This is a genomic window from Gammaproteobacteria bacterium (assembly GCA_033344735.1).
Taxonomy (GTDB): domain Bacteria; phylum Pseudomonadota; class Gammaproteobacteria; order UBA4575; family UBA4575; genus UBA1858.
This window is the reverse complement of sequence record JAWPMW010000001.1, coordinates 651,190-671,399: the sequence shown is the minus strand read 5'-3', so window position 1 is coordinate 671,399 and position 20,210 is coordinate 651,190. Positions and strand designations below refer to the sequence as shown.

Sequence of the window (20,210 nt, the reverse complement as noted above, 5' to 3'; positions counted from 1 at the left end):
CTTCGGTCTAATGATAACTATGCTCAAAATAAAGTGACCTGTTTATAACAGAGAATTAACAGACAGTGGCAAAGTTTGAAAAAGGACAAAGTGGAAATCCATTAGGACGACCTAAAGGCTCAAGCCGTATCAATGAACTACGAAAGCGACTGCACTCACGTTCAGACGAACTCATAGACAGCGTAATAAACGCAGCGATTGCCGGTGATATGTCTGCGATGAAAATGTGTTTGGATCGCATAATGCCAATATTAAAACCTCAAGAAACTAATAGTTCAACGCATTTATTGGATTTTGAAATGCCATGTATTGATACAAATAAAAAAATTGCTGATCAAATTGATATAAGTGAATTATCCGCCTCCCAATTACACGACTTATTAACCATCATCAAATTGAAAACTGAGTTAGCTAATGCCGAAATGAGAGATGACTACTCTGTTGAAGAAAGGCAATTAGATAAATTTTTAAGCAATACACACCAATGAATAAAATAAGCAAAAGAATTCAAGCTAAGAAATTTCATGATGACACTATACTTGAGGAATTAAGAGAAATCGCAGCAACTGATTACACTGAAGAAGAGCTTGCCAATATATTTGACATACCATTGAAAAGAATAAACTTAAGATTCGATGCTAATAAAAAAAACATGAGCAAAAAACGCGCGAACTTCATCAGAAATATTTCTATAAAGGAAAAGATATTTGATAAAGCTATAGATGGTGATGTTCCAACACTAATTTATCTTGCTATCACGAGACTTGGAATGACTAATCTTTAAAATATCAAACATGAAAAAATTAAATTGCTCTGGTAATTCGAGTTATTAACTATGCTGTTTCTACAATAAGTATCCAAATTTCTGTTACATTAGATGAAGCGATAATCGGTATTATTATGTGCCTTATTGTCAACCATCTCTACCATAGATTCATATTTAAACTCTTGAATACGGAAAAGCATTTTTAATATACGTATTTAAGAAGCGTCCTTTAGATCCCTCATTCATTAGTTGTTCGTAAAGAGCAAGAGGAACATTGAAGTATTGATAGATAGATCCATTGGTAAACTCTACTTCTAAAGTTTGAGTGTGTTCATCATAGCCAATAGAAGCTATGTTGGATGAGGCTACATTATTTCTATCCATTTAGAGTCCCTCTCTTAGCATTATGTTTCATCTTCGACTTTTTCCCGCTGTATTTCTAATCTTCTAATTACAGCACGTGGATTTTGCGCTCGCCATGAAGCAACAACTCGATCATACCCTTCTTCTTTCTTTGCATGAGACCATTGAGCTGCAACCTTTGGATCACTGCTTCTTGGTCGATGCTCTTCGGAAGGTAATCGTACACAACAGCGCATTGGTAATTTAGCGGCTTCTCCCATTACTATCGCTTCACCCGTACGAAGAACAGGAAGCACATCAAGAAGACTCACTAGTCCATCAGGAAGAACGCCTTTTACTCTTGCTCTATCTGAAGGATTAGAAAGACGTAACGCAAAAAAAGTACCGCACTGCGATAATATAGTTTCATTAACTTCGGAAGGACGTTGACTAATAATCATGGCACCAACCCCATATTTCCTTCCTTCTTTTGCGATCTTCTGAACTGTCTCAGATGCCAAACTATTTTGATCAGATGAGAGATATCTATGTGCTTCCTCCATCACAACTAGTAGAGGACGATCGATTCCTCCTTCTGATTTTTCTCTACTCCAAAATAAAGACTCATATACAATTTTAAGTATAGAGCCTACAAGTAGCTCCAAAACCAAGCTAGGAACACCTGAAAGGTCAAGGATAGTTATAGGTTTCTCCCCGCCAAGCCATCCTTCGAGCAATGAATCAAGATCTTTTTCCGTTTCACCTTTAGCATTAGGCTCCCACGGCCCCGGATGAAGGAGGAAATCATAGCGTCTATCAAGTAATTTCGATCGAAGATGATTCAGTTGCCTTCTAATACCAATAGCTTGAGTATTTAGAAAAGGTCCCTGAGCACCCATTGCATGAGGCGTATATTTTGGAGGAACCAAATTATCAACGTCACCATCTTGCTGTTTAGCAGGTTCATCACGGTTAGCACCTACAAACGTAGTGATCTCAAAATCTATAAGGTCATACCAAAGTTGTTTAAGACTAAATGGTAATGGTGTATCAATTGTAATGGAGCTTTGTTCAACACCTGAGAATTGTATTTCCTCATGTGCTTTCATTTTTAAATCAAAGATCTTATCCGTAAAGGCTGTTTCTCTTGGCCCGTCTACTCCGCCTGTAATAAATTTCAATAAATCGGAAGAACTTAAAGCCCAATAAGGTATTGATAGCTTTTTCTCTCCTGAGCGTGGATCTACTGAGAATACGCTTGCAATATCGGAAAGTGCTTCTGAATATTCCCCATGTATATCCAGTAGTAGAATACGGGCACCAGGATAATTACTTTCAGATTCTAAGTTGTTGCAAATAGATCTTAGCAGACTAGCTGTTGTAGTTGATTTGCCTGAACCAGTTGAACCTAGTACAGCAGAGTGACGAGTAACAAGTTCATTAAGTGATACTTTCGCAGGAATACTTTCCACGCTAGAAAGACTTCCGATGACTATACTCCCAAAATCATTTAAACCGTAAATACGAGCTAAACTCGCTTCCGTTGTTATATGAACACTATCACCTATATTTGGAAACTGAGTTATACCACGCTCAAATACTTCTCCTATTGCTTCTCCTATTAAATGGATTTTCATCCACTTGCCAGTCTCAGCATCGCTATAATCTAATTGATCCGGAATAGTACTTGCTCCTATTTCTGAAACTACACCGAACAAATCTTGATAACCTTGTGGAATACGAACAAAACTTCCAACCTGACCGATTTTATATGTTCTTCCTTCAATGATTGATAGTCCTGAAGCAATGGATTTAGCTAAATGTACACTGACGGAAGATCCAGAAACAGAAGCGACAGATCCTAAATATGTAGGATCATGACTTAGCATTATCACCTTCATTTTCTAAATTCGAATTAGAACTAATATCGTCAACATTAGGTTCAATACAATCTTCTTTAGGCAAATCAGTGTTCCTATTTACTGTAAATTCAGAAGCTTGAGAAAGAACAAAAAAGCGTGCTAACTTAGCAAAATCGCCCAACAAGAAAGTGCTATTTGAACCTTCATCAGATGGTGTATCCCAAAATGTTTGTCGAATCTTCAACCATTCATCACTTGGAGGTTCGCCTGGTTTCCAATCGCCACGAAGTCCAAATATTACGGCTCCATCCTTTGCATAAACGCTCATATTTGGTCGTCTCATTGCTAAATCTACTGCCTGCTGCTCCTCAGCTAGTGCACCATATTGAAACGCAAGCAATGATGTGTGTGTGTTGGCCTCAAGAGCTTCATCAAGAACTGCGGTTATATGTGCGTCAAAAAATGAGAATCCTGTGCAAATTAATAAACTATCTGGAGTTGTAAGAAAGATTTTTAAGCGCTCAAATAGAGCTGAATAAGGTTGGCGGGTAATCTGGTCGTATTTAAGATGGTCCGGAAATATCAGTTTGGTGGCATTGCGGTTTCCTGTTCGAATTACGGTGTTATCTGAAATATCCCAGCCTAGCGAACCATGAATTTTCCAGAGACGTGACCAACGTGCAGGTAGTCTATCAGTAGCTATACTTGCCGGATCAAAAAATGGTCTGTGCGAGCCGGAAAATCCATCAAAATAAGGCAACAATGCACGCTCAAATGCTTCCTCTAACAACAAATCATAATTAGGTGAAAAGATTTCTATTGGAAATTCTCTATTAATACCACCTACCCAAGACACTAATTCTGTATAGGGATTGGATTCTTGTGGTAACGCAGGATTAACACTTTCACCAATGAGTTTGCATATTCTCTCAGCAAGCTCTCCATACTCATCACCATTAAAACCATGAATTTTCGCAGACCCAATTGCTTGAGACAATTTGCGAACTCTAGTCAAAATTCCTTCAATATTATTCTGTTTATCATCAAGTTCAGAGCGTAACGTTGTAATAACTTGCTTGTCACTGTCCTCAAGAGCATTTATAACCACTTCTGTTAAATGAATAACATCTGGGATAATCGGATTACCTTGACTACTTAATTTACCTTCTTGATCAATTTTGACAGATACTGGTGCACCTGCACCTATTAGTAAGCCGATGCGTTTTTTCCCTTGCGACAAAATTTGTCGCACATCAGACATGTAATGGTCAGGATTATGAATAGTATTTTGTGTCACGCGCATTCCTTCATATTACTTTGATGAAATTTGTGGACCTGACTTAATATATATTTCTGCTTCAAGTCGTTAGCAGACTATGAAGTCTATTGTAGATCAGCATATTTGTATTTGCTAATATATATTGCATACAAATGGTCACTTTCACACAAAAAAGACTCTCGGTATTAAATAAATTTATTGACTCAACCTCTATGCAACATAGGTAAAAAATGAGAAATAATCACATTGCGCAAAGATTAGCTGGAATTCAAACGATACTTAATGGTGTGTATCAAGCAAATGCTACTATGTCATCCTGTACAAAAGGAGGAGAAAGAGAAGCTTTTATAGATGAATTTCTTTCAAAAGTTTTACCACCCGTATATAGATTTGGAACAGGGGAAGCCACTGACTCTTCAGGCAATAAAAGTGGCCAGCTAGATGTAGTTGTTGAATATCCATTTTCTCCGACTTTACCCACAGTTGGTAACATTCAATCAAGATTGTATTTAGCTGAAAGTGTGGCAGCAGTAATTGAAGTGAAATCTGACATTTCATCACAATGGGAGCAAGCATGCTCCACAGCATCTCAACTTGCACCATTGAAAAGAAATTTCGGAACTACAATGGTAATGGGTATGGCCCCTACACTAGAAACTCCTCTCTTCATAGCTTCATACACTGGCTGGAAGAATATCGAGACAATTCAAAAGCACTTACAAGAAGAGCCAAATATTGCCGGTATTCTAGTGATTGATTCAGGAATCTTTATTAGTTCGCAACAATATCTCGGAATTGCTGCAGAAGGTCCTTTAGCTTTATGGGGCTTAATTAGTTGTTTGCATTTAATTACAAATTCACTGCAAGCAGCTAATACAAATCCAATGGCATACGCATTAGACTTGTAATGTGCCGTTAGCAGTCATATACATAAATAGTGAATTTATCTATTCACACCAACTTTTCCTACTACCATCATAAGGACGCGCCAATCCTTTATCTAAAAGCAACTGATTGAGATAACCAGATTCCGCCCTCACCTCTACAATAGGTCGACCGTATTTTCCCACAGTGACCACCTTAAGCTGAATCTTTTTATTCTCTTTAAAATAATGCCTAACAAAGTTTCTCGATTGGATTGCAAGTATTTTCTCATGCTCACACTTACCTTTTATCTCAGGAGCATCTATATGAGCTAATCTAAAAGCGATATTGAAGCTGTCACCATCATAGGCAGAACGCACTGAACTTGTACCTACATTAAATTCAGTAGAAAACAAAGGATAACTAAAAAATAATAGTGTAATAAAAGTTATGAATTTCATCATAATTACAGATTAAAGTTAATTGGGGCACATTAGGGGGCATATAGTACACCATCAACCCTAACTCACTATGAGATCAAAGACTTAATGATTCAATTCAATTGAGGGAATCACAACAAACTAATAAGCAAAACTTATCTAAGCGCTTAAATAGAGACATTTCACTTGATTTTTTAAATATCTGAAATGGTCTTTACAATATTACATCCGTTAACTGATATCTCATTCCAAACTTTATTTGCATCCACACCATCTGATATAGATGCTATCGTATCCTCACACAAAGTAACATCCAATCCAGCATCTCTAGCATCAATACAAGTAGCTCTAACACAAAATTCTAATGCCACGCCACAGCAAATAATCGAACTAATTTTCTTTTCACTTATTAGAGAGACTAATTCCTTGTTTTCAAATGGAGAGTACCCCATTCCTTCTTCTGAACAACCCTTAGAAATCACTGTACTTGTAGTAGGAACATATACCCCTTTAATAAATTTAGCTCCATCTGAATGCATGACGCAGTGAACTGGCCAAGGACCGCCGTACTCGGCAAATGAACTATGTGTTATTGGATGCCAATCTCTTGTGAAGATTATTTCCCAGTGTTTATTTAATGCGTAGTTAATTGAATTGTTAATCCTATCTAATAGTGAACGTGCACCTTTTACAGGTAATGCACCACCTTCACAGAAATCCTCTTGATAATCTATAATAATTAAAGCTATTGTCATTTTATAAATACTTTACTTTAGCTTTTTTATATAAACATCAACATGAGCATCACCTGTAACTCCAAAGTCCAAGTCTCGCAATAACGTCAACCCACGTCTCTCTTCATCACAACTAGGATCATTGAGTAGCTTATATAATGTTGGGTGTCCTTTTTTTGTAGCCATATTTATCAAACGAATACAATCTTCACAAAATGCAGAAACATAATTATTTTCAATTTCAGAGTAAGACTCATAAGCATCATCCAATGCCATTTCTCTTATTGTATTAGAGTCAAATATTGGAGTACCAACTTTATTTGAATCAGTTATGTATTGAAAATTAATTGGCCTTAGTCTTTCTTCGAACTCAGGATCATCCTCATAGCCAGACACTGCAGTATGATAAACATCAAGCATATTTTTATTAATAAGAAATAACTTTTGCCAATCTGGAACAGACATTGGCGTTGTTCCAATTAGCGTTCCTACAAATTCATTTTTATACAGCGTATCAAATAACACAATCAAGTCTTCATCATATGCTATAGCTATAACAATCTTTGCTGTAGACTGCTCTAGAGCTTCTGAAATGTTGTCTTTATTACAAGGTGTTAAATTAATTGAGCCTGGAAGCAATGAACTTAGTTTTTTATATGCATCTTCCCCATAATTTGAATTGTTTTTATAACAAATTATCTCATCTAAGCTGTCAATATCTTTAGTTAATTTAATGAATTCATATATTGCACTTATTTCTTTTTCTCCATCAACAAATATTCTGAATAAATTTTTTCTATCTGTTGTTTCAAATCTAGATGAAGTAACTGTAAAAATTACTGTTAATCTTTCTCTTAATCTTTCATCTTTTTTCGTGTATGACTCAATAAGTTCACGTGCCTCAGCTCCATATTTACTCATTGTAATTATGATCCAGATTGGCTCATTCGGTTTAGTGTTAAAGATCATATCTTCAAGTTTATGCATCCAATCTGGTTTTGAAGAATCTAATTGCTCAATATCTAAATTATTATATTTCAACTTCGCAGCCTCAAAGCCTGCAACCTGAAGGAGAGCATCTCCTCTTGCACTTTTGTTATTTGCCGGAATAAACACACACACTTTTGGCTTTCTAGGGACCGTTATAGGTTGAAAATACCTCTTTGTAGCATCATAAAGTAAGTAAAAAAGAAAGATTGCGAATACATATATGAGAAGAGCTACATACAATTTATCATTGTCATCAACAATCTCTATTATAGCTCCAGGCCAAACTAAAACCGTTGCTGAAATAACCGATATAACTAAGATGCTAAATCTTAGACCATACTTAGAAGATGACTGTAATATTTTATCAAATAACTTGTAGCTTAAGTCTTCTTTATTCATTTTCTTAAAAATATTTTTAAGTTATAGATTGAAAAAACATAAATAGAAACAATTATCAATAATGCTAAATCAATTCTAAGGCCAATTAACTGATTCGGTCCAAACCCAAAAACATGCAACAAGAATAGAGCAACAATAAAAAGCGATGCGATTGGTACTTCCCACCCTAAATTGGAGCGGTCATCATCTGAATATATTGCACAAATCACCATTGGTGCTATTAAGGCAGTTCCTGCAAAACTTAAGCGTGCTAGCAAAACAAGATCAGTTATCCCTTCATTCTTAGCTAGGAGATATGCTAAACCGCTAAAAGCAACTATCATTAATAATACATAAAATTCGGAATTATTTAATTTTTTAAAAATACTCTCTTTGAGTTCTGTCCCTAACGCAAATAAGATAGAATCCGAAGTTGACATTGCTGCCGCAATCAAACCTACAATAGAAATTGCGCCAATTACGGCTATTTGATCTTTTACCAATACTTTGCCAATAAAATCTCCTGCGCTTAGTTCAGAATAATTTACAGAACCATAGAATCCAATAATAATTGTAGGCAGAATCACAACCAATGAAAAAAGTGCAACAGCTATAGCCATTGTTTTTAGATCTGATGTCGACCTCATATAAGCAATTCTATTTGTAAGTTGAGGCTGGGATAATGGCATTAGAAGAATAGTGATAAAAGATACAATTAAGAACTGCACTGTAAATAAACCTTTAGGTCCTGGCGTAGATAACAGAGCTTCTTCACTTATTTTAACTTCTTCAAAAAGGTTTAAAACTCCACCACTATTACTCAAACATACGCTTGCAACAATCCATGTTAAGACGAGTAGAACAACGCCTTGGATAGCATCACTATAAATTATAGCTTTCAATCCACCTATAGCACTATAAATTAACATTGAAAAAACAATAGCAATCATCCAAAAATCCTTGCTATAGCCTAGTGGAACTACAGCTTCTAAGAAAACACCAATACCACGAATTTGAATAGCAACATATGGTAGTAAAAATATAAAGATAGTGGCCATATAAACAAATCCAGCTATTTGACCACCGTAAGATTGGTTTAGAAATTTAGATACGCTTGTATACTCAGTTGTATTTATTTTTTTATGTAATTTTATTCCAAACCATAAGATCACAAATCCCATCGCTACATCTGTAACACCTAAAAATATCCAAGTCCCTACGCCATGAGTCCTAAAAAAATTGGGTATTCCCATTAATGTAAATGTACTAAATAAAGTAGCTGCAAATGTTAAAAATCCTAGAATCGGCCCTATTCCAGATCCAATACTCATAAACGCACTACTATTGGTTTTCTTTTCCTCAGATAATTCTTTTCTGCCCCTATATGAGCAGTAAATTAATCCAAGAATATATATGCCACCTACTATAGATATTGCGATATACAAATCATTACTCATTCTCCTTTCTCCTTAACTGAAAATGATGCAATGACGACTAATAATAGAAATAATAAAGATATTATTATCCCAGACCACAATGTTCTTGGAAGCCCAAAAAGAGTTGGTGTAAATACACCTGGAGACAGCACTAAAGAAGAGCCAAATAAGCATAATGATATTATAAAAAAAACTATAAAATAAATTCGTCGCATAGTAGAAACCACAAAAAGTTTTTCAGAGTTATTAATCTAACAATCTAGTAATCTAGTAATAGATAATCATAACTAAATACTAACTAACCTAGATTCATAATAACATCAAGATATGCTTATTTTTTATACTAATATACGAAATCAACATTCCTCGTAAATGGAAGGAAATCTAGGAATTTAATGTAATGCTAATAAAAAATGCACAATTTGAAGACATTCAACACCTGAACGAGCACTTTTGTGACAAAAGCAGTCATTTTTTTAGCCAGCTAAATTTGGGGACATTCTTTGGGGCACTTTAAAAAAACACCACCCTACTCTTTAAATTCATTCAATCACTTAGTTACTCAATTCGATTGTTGAGTAGTCTATCAAATTGATGAATGTCTACTTTCATAATAAAAGTGGTTAGTTAATTAAATTTCAATTGTAAGTTGCCTTATTAGCTAGCTATCATTATGAGCAATCCTCACTAACTCTTTAAAATCAGTTTCTTTAATAATACGAATTTTTTGACCGTCTCTAATTAGCTGCTCTGCTTTACGATGCTTAGAACTCTTTTTATAACCTGATAACTTCGATAGATCCTGATCTCCAACCACTAATATACTTGTTGTCTTGGTTACAGTAGAAGTTACTGAGCAGCCTATGCTTGCAGCTATATCAGCCGCTTCTCTACGTGGAATTTGAAGTGCGCCCGTAAACGCTATCACCTCACCATAGTATTTGCCTTGAGTATCTCCATCTCTTGCACTAGATCCATCAACAGAGCCTAATGGCTGCTTGACTCTTTTTAACCATGACTCTAAATCTAATCCAGTTACTTCAACAGCAGCCATAAGGATATGAGCTGCTGCTTTAGCATCTTCAAGAGCATCATGATGTTTAAACTTATATCCAATTTTGTCGCATACATTAGAAAGTCCATAACCATTGCGAGAAAATTCTGTCCAAGTTCTGCGTGCTACCATTGCAGAATCCAACCAAATTGCACCTATCTCTGGATAATCATATTTATTCAATGCGCGAGAAATTGACACACGATCAAAATGAGTGTGGCTAACACAAATATTTTCAGTTAGAAAATAGTCAAGTTTGTCGACAACTTTTGGGAATATAGGACTTCCAACAACATTTTTCTCAGTGATTCCGTGAACTTTTATATTAAAATAATCAAAGTAATCTTCTGGATCGATAAGTGATGACCATTCTTCGACTAGTTTATTATTTACATATTTCGCAATTCCAACTTGACAGATCGAAGCCATATCTGCGTTAGCTGTTTCGACATCAATTGCTACAAAATTCATTATACTCGTTCCAAATTTAAGTTATCACCATAACTTTTTTATGTCGTTAGTAAAGATAACCATCGTCTTTGTTTTAGAACAGACCAATTCAGGCTCTTCATCTAAATCTATATTTAAGTCATCTCCTCGCAATCCTTGCCACACAGCTAAATATTTTAGTGAACCGTACTTTTTACTTGCTTTTGTTTCTTCATCAACACCACCCTTCCAAACTAATTTCGGTAATTCTCCATTTTTAGCTTTTTTGGCTAACTCCGGCTTTTTCTTTCGAAGTTCTTTCCCATTTTCCCAACAAATAATTAATCCTTCGTCATAATCTTTCCAGCGCTTTTGCCAAGACATGCTTTTATCTCTATATGGATCCTTATATGATCTTGTTATTCGTTGACTCATAAATTTATTCACTCTTTTTGCTAATTGTCACTCAAATATTTTTAAAGTAACTAATATAGGTAATAGTACAATGCCAATAACTAGTCGGAAACTCGCCCTACACAGATGCTCATCGAATGGCAACGATAAATTGTAATTGAATTACAACAAAAATGCAGGAGCAGACCATCAAGAATACAGGTAGTACAATATGGGGCCTCATTAAGGGGCTCTTCTATAAAATGAATTATATAGCCGCCCTACTTCAATGACTTATCTGCTGAGTTGGGGAGTGGCGTGCTCCACTAAATTGAATAACGACTTCTATTAAAAATAGGACGTATATCAGCATATAACGTTCATCATCAATTTAAATATTCAGCAAATTTTCAATAAACTTGGTCGATGGTTGCTTGTTGGCGCAAGTCTTCTCTTTCACGAATCTTAGCTGGCCCCTTTTCATTTATTTTATTTTGATATCGCTTTTACTAACGCAATTATCAAAATAATGACAAGAATCCAAAACAAAAAACCCAGGCTCCAATGGCCAAAGCCAAATCCCCAATGCGATAGAAATCCATTATCATCATGCATCATAATACCCTCCTTACTATAATATTTGCATCACTATAAAATTCATTAAATTAAAAAATATCGTATTTACTCCGCATGCCAAAATATTCATTATCCATTTACTTAAATTTAAATTTCATACTGTTTGAAGATTAATTAACCATGCGATAAATATAACTTGTGGCACAGTAATTAATGGTAAAAATAGTGCAATCTTCCAGGACTTAGTCGCCTCTTTTAAGACCATAATCTCAGTGTAATCCGTTGATACTCCTGTCATTAGAAAAGCAAAACTATTCCCAGGCGCATTCGCACGCGTAAGAATATCTGCAGCCACAGGAGTAGATCCTTCTGAACAGACTTCTAAAATGGTCGCGACCAAAATAGTAAGACCTAGGCCTGCCAAAGTTGGCCCAAAATAAGTTTGAAATGTTGTTGCATCAACAAATGCACGAATTATTCCTGCGAGCAGCACACCAAACAGAATCCATCGAATGACCATACGTGATTCAATGATCCCATCTTTCATCATTTCTCCAAAAAACTGTCGCGTGAACTGAGTGTTGCGAAAACGATACTTGGCTTCTGCCCAAAACCGGAAGTCTTTTGGTAAGTCGATTTGATGTGAGTTTTCAGGCAATACCTTTACAGCAATTAGTCGATCAAAAATATATCCGGTAATGATCGCGATAAGCATTGAGGCAATAATAAATGCGAGCGTCCATTTGATACCAATTAATGCGATGAGTATTAATGTGAGTGAAAAAGAATTCCATGGGCTGGCCACTAAAAAAGCCATGACTTGCCCTGCACTTGCGCCACGTTCATAGAGTTTGGCGCCAACCATTAGAATTCCATGGCTACATAGGTCTAATAATACGCCACCTAAGGTTGCACGAAGAATGCCTCCAATGCCTTGTTCTGTGCCTAATAATGAAACTACAAATTCACGCGGCACCTTTGACAAAAGTGCGACCATAATAATTCCAATCGTAATTCCCCACCAAATAGTATTCATTAACTCATATACAGATTTTGATAGAATCTCTAACTGAGTTATGGTTGCAGCCTCGGTCGGAAACAGCCAATACAGAAGGTATAAAATTACCACTGCACTAATGGAACCCCATAATAAATAATCCAGTCTCCCTTTTTTTGCATGACAAGAGCTCATGTTATGCTGAGTATGCTCATGTGTATGATTGTCACTATCCATTGATGGCCTCCCTTTGAATCATTAATGGGATAAATGCAGGCACCTTGGCTGCATACTTTTCATAGATTGCGCCAAACTCCGTTACGGCTTCACGCTCTTCCTTTTTCGCCAAATGAACATACATATAGGTCAAGATCGGAAACATAAGCAAAGTAAGAAGCGTTGGCCATTGCACTAAAAAACCCAACATAATTAGAAAGAACCCCACATATTGAGGATGCCGAATTCGTGCATAAGGCCCAGTTGTTGCAAGTTGGTGGTTTTTTTGAGCGGAATATAGCACTTTCCAAGAAGCTGACAACAAAACAAAACCAGCAATAATCAGCGCAAAACTAACCAAATGAATAGGATTCCAATGAGGATCTCCCCCTAAACTAAGCAGCACATGCCAAAGATGCCCATTCTCATGTGAATAAAAATCAACACTTGGGTAATGATTACTTAACCAACCTGAAAATAGATAAATCGTTAATGGAAACCCATACATTTCTGCAAACAATGCAACAATAAAGGCTGAAAAAGCGCTAAAGGATCGCCAGTCTCGTTTATTAATCGGTTTTGCAAAACTAAATGCAAAGATAATGAACACCAACGAGTTGATGATAACCAAACTCCAAAGACCATAACTAGGAATAATCATATGTTCAGACATCATTCTTACCCTCACTCTGCTGACGTGAAGAATGTTCTTGTCCTCCATGACTGCGATGCATAAATAAATGCATTAGTGGGCATACTAGTAAAATTAACCAAGGCAATATGCCAAACAAGTGTGCTCGATGCTCTGTAAAAAGATAAAATGAAATGATTGCGATAAAAAATATCGTCACCCAGTTGTGTCGGCTGTACCAGCATTGCGATGAGCTATTGATATTTTCATCGTTGGAATTATTTTTAACCATCATGTTTCTCCTTCCTTCTTATCACTCTCATTGTTTAATGGGGGATATAAGTACTTTAATATCGGACATTCATGGGCCGGACCTTTGCCTGAACATTGCTTAGCTAAGTGCTTGAGGATATTTTCTATCTCTATCAATTCCTTAATTTTTTTGTTTTGCTGACATATTTTTTGCTTTGTAATAGCTAATACATCTCCTGCAGTCGCTTCGGTTGAACCATCAAACTTGAGTAATTGACTGACTTCTTTTAACGAAAACCCAAGAGATTGTGCTTTTTTGATAAAACGTACGCGATTGACAGATTCTTGGTCATAAATTCTATAACCTGCCTGAGATCGTGAAATAGGTATAAGAAGATTTGTACGTTCGTAATAACGCAATGTATCAATCTTTACTTTACTTGCTTTGGCTAACTGCCCGATAGTGAACATTTATATGCCTCATTTATTAATACACGCCTACCTTTATTTGAGAGCTTAACCTTGCACTTAGGTCCAAGGTCAACCATCAAATTTAATATTGCATCCATTACTTTCACCTAAATTAGATTAGTGCTTAATCAAGTATGGAGCTTGGAGCAATTTTAGAAATAAAAGTTAGTGTAGTTATATATTTTATACTGAAGCCCTATATTGAACTCTTCTTTAAGCGCATTGTGTGTATCACTAAAAATATCGAAGGAATCACAATCAGTGTTAATATTGTTGCACTCACTATCCCGCCCACCATGGGCGTAGCAATTCTGCGCATCACTTCTGAGCCAGTTCCTGACCCAATCATGACGGTCAATAAACCAAATAATATGGTGAATACCGTCATCATAATGGGTCTAACTCGCAACAATGCACCACTTTTAATCGCTTCTTTAACTGCATCAACCGTAAGTGGTTTATTTTCTTTTTCTGCTAATTCTTTTTGGTATTGTAATGCTTGATTTAAATACACAAGCATCACCACACCAATTTCGACACTGACACCTGCTAATGCGATAAAACCAATACCAACGGCAACTGACAGTTCATAATCTAAAAAATAGAGGAGTAAAACACCTCCAACTAACGCCATTGGCAGCGTACCCATAACAATGAGCACTTCTGTAAAGCTTCTAAAGTTTAAATACAACAACAAGATAATAATCGCGAGCGTCACTGGAATAACAAGCGTTAACTTTTCTTTTGCACGAAGTAGATACTCATATTGTCCTGACCATGAAACTGTATAGCCTGCTGGAAGCTCAACTTTGTCTGCGACTATTTGTTTTGCTTCGTTTACATACGAGCCTAAATCTCTTCCTTCTATATCAACAAAAATCCAGCCATTGAGGCGTGCGTTTTCTGTTTTAATCATCGCGGGGCCCATTTCTATCCCAATGGTGGCGACATCTTGTAACTGCACATGCGCACCAGTTGGAGTAACAATTGGCAAATTGCGCAACTGTTCAAGTGAATCACGCCAATCTCTTGGATAACGTATGTTGATAGGATAACGCTCCAATCCTTCTGTGGTCATGGAGACCTGCATACCCCCTATCGCTGTGCGAATGACTTCTTGTATTTCTAAAATATCTAATGCATATCGAGCAGCTGCATTACGATCAATATCCACGATCACGTATCGACCACTGGCAACACGTTCGGAATAAGCAGATGCTGTCCCTGGCACTTGTTTGACAACTTCTTCCACTTCGGTACCAATTTGTTGGATTACATTTAAGTCCGTTCCTGCTATTTTGATTCCAACCGGTGTCTTTATTCCAGTTGAGAGCATGTCAATCCGCGTTTTAATGGGCATCACCCATGCATTCGTTAGACCAGGAAAATTTACTAACTGATTAAGCTCTTTTTTCAGCTCAGTGATAGTCATACCTTCTCGCCATTGATCTTGTGGTTTCAACTTAATGACAGTCTCGATCATGGTGAGTGGCGCGGGATCTGTCGCAGTCTCTGCGCGTCCAATTTTGCCGAAGACGCGCTCAACCTCCGGTACCGTGCGAATAAGTTTATCGGTTTGCTGTAATAGCTCTTGTGCTTTGCCTATTGAAATGGATGGATATGTCGTTGGCATATACATCAAATCACCTTCATTCAAATCTGGCATGAATTCACTACCCAGCTTGGTGATAGGCCACAAACCAATGGCGACTGCGATCACAATAATTACTAAAATAGTTTTTGGTGCTTTCAACACGAGACTAATGAGAGGACGGTATGCTGCAATCAACATTTTATTTGCAGGATTTTTATTTTCTGGTGTGATGTGTCCTCGAATAAAAATTCCCATCAAGACAGGGACAAGCGTAATAGCAAGAAATGCTGCACCGGCCATAGCAAATGTTTTTGTATACGCTAGTGGACCAAATAATTTACCTTCTTGTGCTTCTAGCGCAAATACTGGCAAAAAACTTAATGTGATGATGATTAGCGAAAAAAAGATAGGGGGACCCACCTCTTTGGCAGATTTTCCAATTAATTCTAATCGATCATAGGGTTGATCACCCATACGTTCAATATGCTTATGCGCATTTTCCACCATGACAATGGCAGCATCCACCATTGCACCGATGGCTATCGCAATGCCACCCAGGGACATGATATTGGCATTAATCCCCATGTGATACATGACAATAAACGCAATACCTATACCAATGGGAAGTGATAATACAATCACTAGCGCAGAGCGAAAATGAAATAGGAACAATGCACAAATTAAAGCGACAACAATAAATTCTTCGACAAGTTTTCCGTTTAGCGTCGAGATGGCGCGTTCAATTAATGATGCGCGGTTATACGTCTCGATAATTTCAACGCCTTCAGGCAATCCTTCTTGAAGAGTCTGTAAACGTGCTTGAACATTTTGAATGGTTTCTAAGGCATTCTCACCATAGCGCATAACGATAATACCACCCACAACTTCACCTTCTCCATCAAGCTCAGCAATACCGCGCCGTAATTGTGGTCCCAAACGAATGTCAGCCACTTCTTCTAATAATATGGGAGTCCCACGTTCATTCACGGCTAATGGAATTTTTCTCAAGTCATCAAGATCGTTGACATAGCCTGTCGCGCGTACCATATATTCTGCTTCGGCCATCTCAATCACGGATCCACCTGTTTCTTGATTAGCTCGTAATACCGCTTGGCGAACTTTTGAAAGAGGAATGTCATGTGCACGCAAACTGTTTGGATCCACCACGACTTGATACTGCTTGACCATACCTCCAACCGTGGCCACTTCAGAAACACCGTCTACTGTCTGCAATTCATATTTTAAATACCAGTCTTGAATACTACGTAGCTGTGAAAGATCATGATTCCCTAGGCGATCCACTAGCGCATATTCATACACCCAACCAACACCGGTAGCATCTGGACCCAGTTGTGGTTTTGCTGCAGCCGGTAAGGTACTGGCCACTTGGCTTAAGTACTCTAGCACCCGAGAACGTGCCCAATATAGATCTGTCCCGTCTTCAAAAATAACATAGACATAAGAATCACCGAAGAACGAGTAGCCGCGCACGTTCACAGCTTTGGGTACCGAGAGCATCGCAGTGCTGAGTGGATAGGTCACTTGATCTTCCACAACTTGTGGGGCTTGCCCTGGATAATTCGTCTTTATAATCACTTGTACGTCGGACAAATCCGGTATCGCATCCAGTGCAATATTTTTTATCGCATACACACTCCATGCCGCTAAGAGTATGGTGAGCAAAATGACCATCGGTCTATTTTTGAGAGACCAGTCAATGACAGACTCAATCATTTCATTGCCCTCCCTCATGAACCATCGACGACACTTCAATGATTAGATATTTTCCATCGACTTTCTGCATTTTAAATTCAACATGATCACCGACGTTCAACGCATCAAAATCAATTTGTGCATTCTCATTTTGTGTTGGGAATTTCATTTCCATCCGAGGCCAATTTAGGACTTCGATCGGTTGATGATCGATTTTTAGAATCTGTTCATCTTTGAATATTTCAGTGATCGTACCCATTCCCATGATTAATGAGCTTTCATCTTGCATCGCCATTTCAGATTTTTTTACCGTTGCATTATCTGGCTGGCTCATACGCATGAAGCTCGCTTTTGTGCTTGCTTCCGAATCAATCAAGAACTGACCTGAAACGACTACATCTTCACCCTCTTTTAGACCCGATTTCACTTCAATCCAGTCACCACTTTCAATCCCTGCAACTATTTGCCTCGGCTCAAAACGCCCCTCTCCTATAGCAAGAATGACGCGCTCATCACTGCCTGTTCGAATGACTGCTTCTCTAGGGATGACAATGATATTGTCTTTAGCACCTGCAAAAATTGACACATTACCAAACATGTTTGGTTTTAATGCTTCATCAAAATTTTCAAATTTAAGCCGTACCGTAAGCGCACGTGTTCTTTCATCTAGATCTGGATAGATATATTCAACAACCCCTTCAAATTTTTTCCCAGGTAAATACGAAAACTCGACTTCGGCAGGTAATCCTTCTTTGACCCAACTACTTTGCCGTTCAAATACTTCTGCCATCACCCAAACAGTGGACAGATCCGCTAATGTTGCAATCTGATTCTCTGGTTTCACAAACATGCCTTCACGCACCATGAGATTAGAGACCACACCGTCTTGTGGTGCGTAATAAGCAATATTCTGTCTAAGATTACGTTTTTCTTTTAAACGGTTTACTGCTGACTGAGACATACCCAAAGCTACTAAACGATCTTTGGAAGCATTGACTAACGATGTATTACCTAGCTTCAAGGCTTGTAAAAATTCTTCTTGCGCATTCACGAGTTCTGGGGAATAGAGACTAAATAAAAATTCACCTTTCTTTACACGCTCACCTTCGGAACGCATTTTCAATTGTTCAATCCACCCCTGTGTGCGCAAATGAATGTGTGACATCTTGGATTCATCATAGTCAACAAACCCTACCGTAGAAATCTTTCGCCAAAGCTTAGAGCGTTCTGCTTTTGCTGTGCGTACACCCAGGTTTTGTATCACCTCTGGAGAAATAACGACCTCGCTGCCAGAGCCTTGTTGCTCGTCTGCATACACTGGCACAAGGTCCATCCCCATAGGAGACTTACCTGGCTCCTCTCTACGAAAATTTGCATCCATGGGTGCGACCCAATAAAGAATCTCACGTTCTTCATCTTCTTTAGCAAACGATGATGAAGCACCTAAGAGCGAGATGAAAATAATCATCAAAATTTTTGTTAGTACAATTATTTTTTTCATGACTCTGCCTTTTCCATAAGATATAAAATTCGTGCTTGGGCCTTTGCAGCACCTACTTTCACGCGCAATGCTTCTAACTGAATATCAAGTTGCGTAATACGCGCTCTGGCTAATGTGGTAAATTCCGTGACACCACTTTGATAGGCTTTTAATGAGGCATTAGCATTAGCATTGGCATCAGGAACTAACTGCTTGTCATATAATTCACTTTGTTCTTGAAATTTTCTAAAAGCTGCATACTCGCGTAAAACAGACCGCTTTAGTGCTTGCAATTCATCTATTCGCACATCTTTTGCTGCCATTACTTGATGTTTGCTGGACGATAAACGTCGATCTTGGCGTTTATCAGTAAATATTGGTAAGTCGACTTTAACCAAAGCCGCCATTTGATCATCTCGATCACTCCCATCAAGGTTATTACCAAATCGCTTACGGTATTCAACACCTACACTCCAACCAGGCTTGTACTGTTCTTCAGCGATAGCAACCCCTTCATTGAAATAGGAAATAACAGTGTCACTCGCTTTTATTCTAGGATGATCAATTAACTGATTTACGACAGTATGCTGCTCTTCTAGTTTATCGAGTGTTGGGAACTCTGTATCAATTACTTCGTAAGCACGGTCATCAAGCCATTTACTCAACTCCGCCCTTGCTAGATCCTCATTCTTCTTGAAAATAATCACACGCTCTTCTAATCGAGAAAGCTCTAATTGAGCTCGGAGCACGTCTTGCTGATTAACTCTTCCCACGCTATAAAAAGACTCAGCTATATCGACAAGCTGCGAAAAGTATCGGTGGCTTTGATGAATAATTCCCTGCGCACCTACGTTGTAGAAAATATCTAAATAGTTTTCTCTTGCCATACGTACAGATTGAGCCAATTGATCTTGTGAACGGAAACCTTGTTCTTTGCTAGACCACTGAGTTTGTTGAGTACGAATTTTTAACGTATCACCTCGCGGAAAAGATTGATTAACACCAAATCGCAACTGTGTATTAGGCTCACGATCTAGATCAAAATTATCAAGTGGCGCATTAAATAAGCCGACATTAAGTTGGGGATCTGGTAATTGACCGTCAGCGACTGCCGACTCTTTAAAGGCATCACGTCTAGAAAGTTGGGATTGAGAAATGTAATCATTCATTCTCGTAATATCTTCAACTTCCTCCAAAGTTAATGCCTTTGCCTGTTGAGTGAATACAATCAGTATCAATGCAATAATTGATATGTAATGACTGACATATATATTTGTCTTAAATAGACAGTTTTCTGTTTGATCTCGCATGAG

21 protein-coding genes are annotated in these 20,210 nt (G+C 37.6%); 4 read left to right on the top strand and 17 right to left on the bottom strand.

The window, feature by feature from the left end; genetic code table 11:
• The first annotated feature begins 65 nt into the window (after positions 1 to 65).
• Positions 66 to 488, top strand: coding sequence for a DUF5681 domain-containing protein (locus R8G33_03505; protein ID MDW3094720.1), 423 nt, complete (start codon positions 66 to 68; stop codon positions 486 to 488).
• Positions 485 to 784, top strand: a complete 300-nt coding sequence (locus tag R8G33_03500) for a hypothetical protein (protein ID MDW3094719.1) — start codon at positions 485 to 487, stop codon at positions 782 to 784. The genes R8G33_03505 and R8G33_03500 overlap by 4 nt, the downstream gene beginning before the upstream one ends.
• A 156-nt stretch (positions 785 to 940) precedes the next feature.
• Here the strand turns inward: R8G33_03500 and R8G33_03495 are convergent, their stop codons facing one another.
• Genes R8G33_03495 through R8G33_03485 form a run of 3 tightly spaced genes read right to left on the bottom strand, consistent with a single transcriptional unit; the run spans position 941 to position 4,267 of the window.
• Complete coding sequence (locus tag R8G33_03495; protein ID MDW3094718.1) at positions 941 to 1,150, bottom strand: KTSC domain-containing protein; 210 nt, start codon at positions 1,148 to 1,150, stop codon at positions 941 to 943.
• Positions 1,151 to 1,170: 20 nt separating this feature from the next.
• On the bottom strand, positions 1,171 to 3,009 hold the full coding sequence (locus tag R8G33_03490) for an ATP-binding protein (protein MDW3094717.1): 1,839 nt from the start codon (positions 3,007 to 3,009) through the stop codon (positions 1,171 to 1,173).
• A complete protein-coding gene (locus R8G33_03485) occupies positions 2,984 to 4,267 on the bottom strand; it encodes an SIR2 family protein (GenBank protein ID MDW3094716.1) in 1,284 nt (427 codons plus the stop codon). The genes R8G33_03490 and R8G33_03485 overlap by 26 nt, the downstream gene beginning before the upstream one ends.
• Before the next feature lie 212 nt (positions 4,268 to 4,479).
• Between R8G33_03485 and R8G33_03480 the strand changes: the two genes are divergently transcribed.
• On the top strand, positions 4,480 to 5,157 hold the full coding sequence (locus R8G33_03480; protein ID MDW3094715.1) for a DUF6602 domain-containing protein: 678 nt from the start codon (positions 4,480 to 4,482) through the stop codon (positions 5,155 to 5,157).
• Positions 5,158 to 5,196: 39 nt separating this feature from the next.
• Here R8G33_03480 and R8G33_03475 read toward each other — a convergent pair whose 3' ends face one another.
• The 4 genes from R8G33_03475 to R8G33_03460 all read right to left on the bottom strand — a co-directional run bounded on the left by R8G33_03475 (position 5,197) and on the right by R8G33_03460 (position 9,112).
• Positions 5,197 to 5,577: a thermonuclease family protein gene (locus tag R8G33_03475; GenBank protein MDW3094714.1), complete on the bottom strand. Its 381-nt coding sequence runs from the start codon at positions 5,575 to 5,577 to the stop codon at positions 5,197 to 5,199.
• Positions 5,578 to 5,747: 170 nt separating this feature from the next.
• Entirely contained in the window at positions 5,748 to 6,308 is a 561-nt protein-coding gene (locus R8G33_03470; protein ID MDW3094713.1) for an isochorismatase family protein, read from the bottom strand.
• A gap of 12 nt (positions 6,309 to 6,320) precedes the next feature.
• Entirely contained in the window at positions 6,321 to 7,676 is a 1,356-nt protein-coding gene (locus R8G33_03465; protein MDW3094712.1) for a hypothetical protein, read from the bottom strand.
• Positions 7,673 to 9,112, bottom strand: a complete 1,440-nt coding sequence (locus R8G33_03460; protein MDW3094711.1) for a sodium:solute symporter family protein — start codon at positions 9,110 to 9,112, stop codon at positions 7,673 to 7,675. The genes R8G33_03465 and R8G33_03460 overlap by 4 nt, the downstream gene beginning before the upstream one ends.
• A 30-nt stretch (positions 9,113 to 9,142) precedes the next feature.
• On the opposite strand from R8G33_03460, the gene R8G33_03455 reads away from it, so the two are divergent.
• Positions 9,143 to 9,295, top strand: coding sequence for a hypothetical protein (locus R8G33_03455; protein MDW3094710.1), 153 nt, complete (start codon positions 9,143 to 9,145; stop codon positions 9,293 to 9,295).
• A gap of 457 nt (positions 9,296 to 9,752) precedes the next feature.
• Here R8G33_03455 and R8G33_03450 read toward each other — a convergent pair whose 3' ends face one another.
• The 10 genes from R8G33_03450 to R8G33_03405 all read right to left on the bottom strand — a co-directional run bounded on the left by R8G33_03450 (position 9,753) and on the right by R8G33_03405 (position 20,207).
• Positions 9,753 to 10,616, bottom strand: coding sequence for an exonuclease domain-containing protein (locus R8G33_03450; GenBank protein ID MDW3094709.1), 864 nt, complete (start codon positions 10,614 to 10,616; stop codon positions 9,753 to 9,755).
• A gap of 24 nt (positions 10,617 to 10,640) precedes the next feature.
• Complete coding sequence (locus tag R8G33_03445; protein MDW3094708.1) at positions 10,641 to 10,958, bottom strand: hypothetical protein; 318 nt, start codon at positions 10,956 to 10,958, stop codon at positions 10,641 to 10,643.
• 498 nt (positions 10,959 to 11,456) lie between these two features.
• Positions 11,457 to 11,585, bottom strand: a complete 129-nt coding sequence (locus R8G33_03440) for a hypothetical protein (GenBank protein MDW3094707.1) — start codon at positions 11,583 to 11,585, stop codon at positions 11,457 to 11,459.
• 112 nt (positions 11,586 to 11,697) lie between these two features.
• Entirely contained in the window at positions 11,698 to 12,777 is a 1,080-nt protein-coding gene (locus R8G33_03435; protein MDW3094706.1) for a permease, read from the bottom strand.
• Positions 12,770 to 13,432, bottom strand: coding sequence for an isoprenylcysteine carboxylmethyltransferase family protein (locus R8G33_03430; GenBank protein MDW3094705.1), 663 nt, complete (start codon positions 13,430 to 13,432; stop codon positions 12,770 to 12,772). Before R8G33_03430 ends, R8G33_03435 begins: the two co-directional genes overlap by 8 nt.
• Positions 13,422 to 13,682 (bottom strand): DUF2933 domain-containing protein, encoded by a 261-nt coding sequence (locus tag R8G33_03425; GenBank protein MDW3094704.1) that lies wholly within the window; start codon positions 13,680 to 13,682, stop codon positions 13,422 to 13,424. Before R8G33_03425 ends, R8G33_03430 begins: the two co-directional genes overlap by 11 nt.
• Positions 13,679 to 14,110, bottom strand: coding sequence for a heavy metal-responsive transcriptional regulator (locus tag R8G33_03420; GenBank protein ID MDW3094703.1), 432 nt, complete (start codon positions 14,108 to 14,110; stop codon positions 13,679 to 13,681). Before R8G33_03420 ends, R8G33_03425 begins: the two co-directional genes overlap by 4 nt.
• Before the next feature lie 196 nt (positions 14,111 to 14,306).
• Positions 14,307 to 17,438, bottom strand: a complete 3,132-nt coding sequence (locus R8G33_03415; GenBank protein MDW3094702.1) for a CusA/CzcA family heavy metal efflux RND transporter — start codon at positions 17,436 to 17,438, stop codon at positions 14,307 to 14,309.
• A 1-nt stretch (position 17,439) separates the two neighbouring features.
• Positions 17,440 to 18,918, bottom strand: coding sequence for an efflux RND transporter periplasmic adaptor subunit (locus R8G33_03410; protein ID MDW3094701.1), 1,479 nt, complete (start codon positions 18,916 to 18,918; stop codon positions 17,440 to 17,442).
• Positions 18,915 to 20,207: a TolC family protein gene (locus tag R8G33_03405; protein MDW3094700.1), complete on the bottom strand. Its 1,293-nt coding sequence runs from the start codon at positions 20,205 to 20,207 to the stop codon at positions 18,915 to 18,917. The genes R8G33_03410 and R8G33_03405 overlap by 4 nt, the downstream gene beginning before the upstream one ends.
• Positions 20,208 to 20,210: the final 3 nt, after the last annotated feature.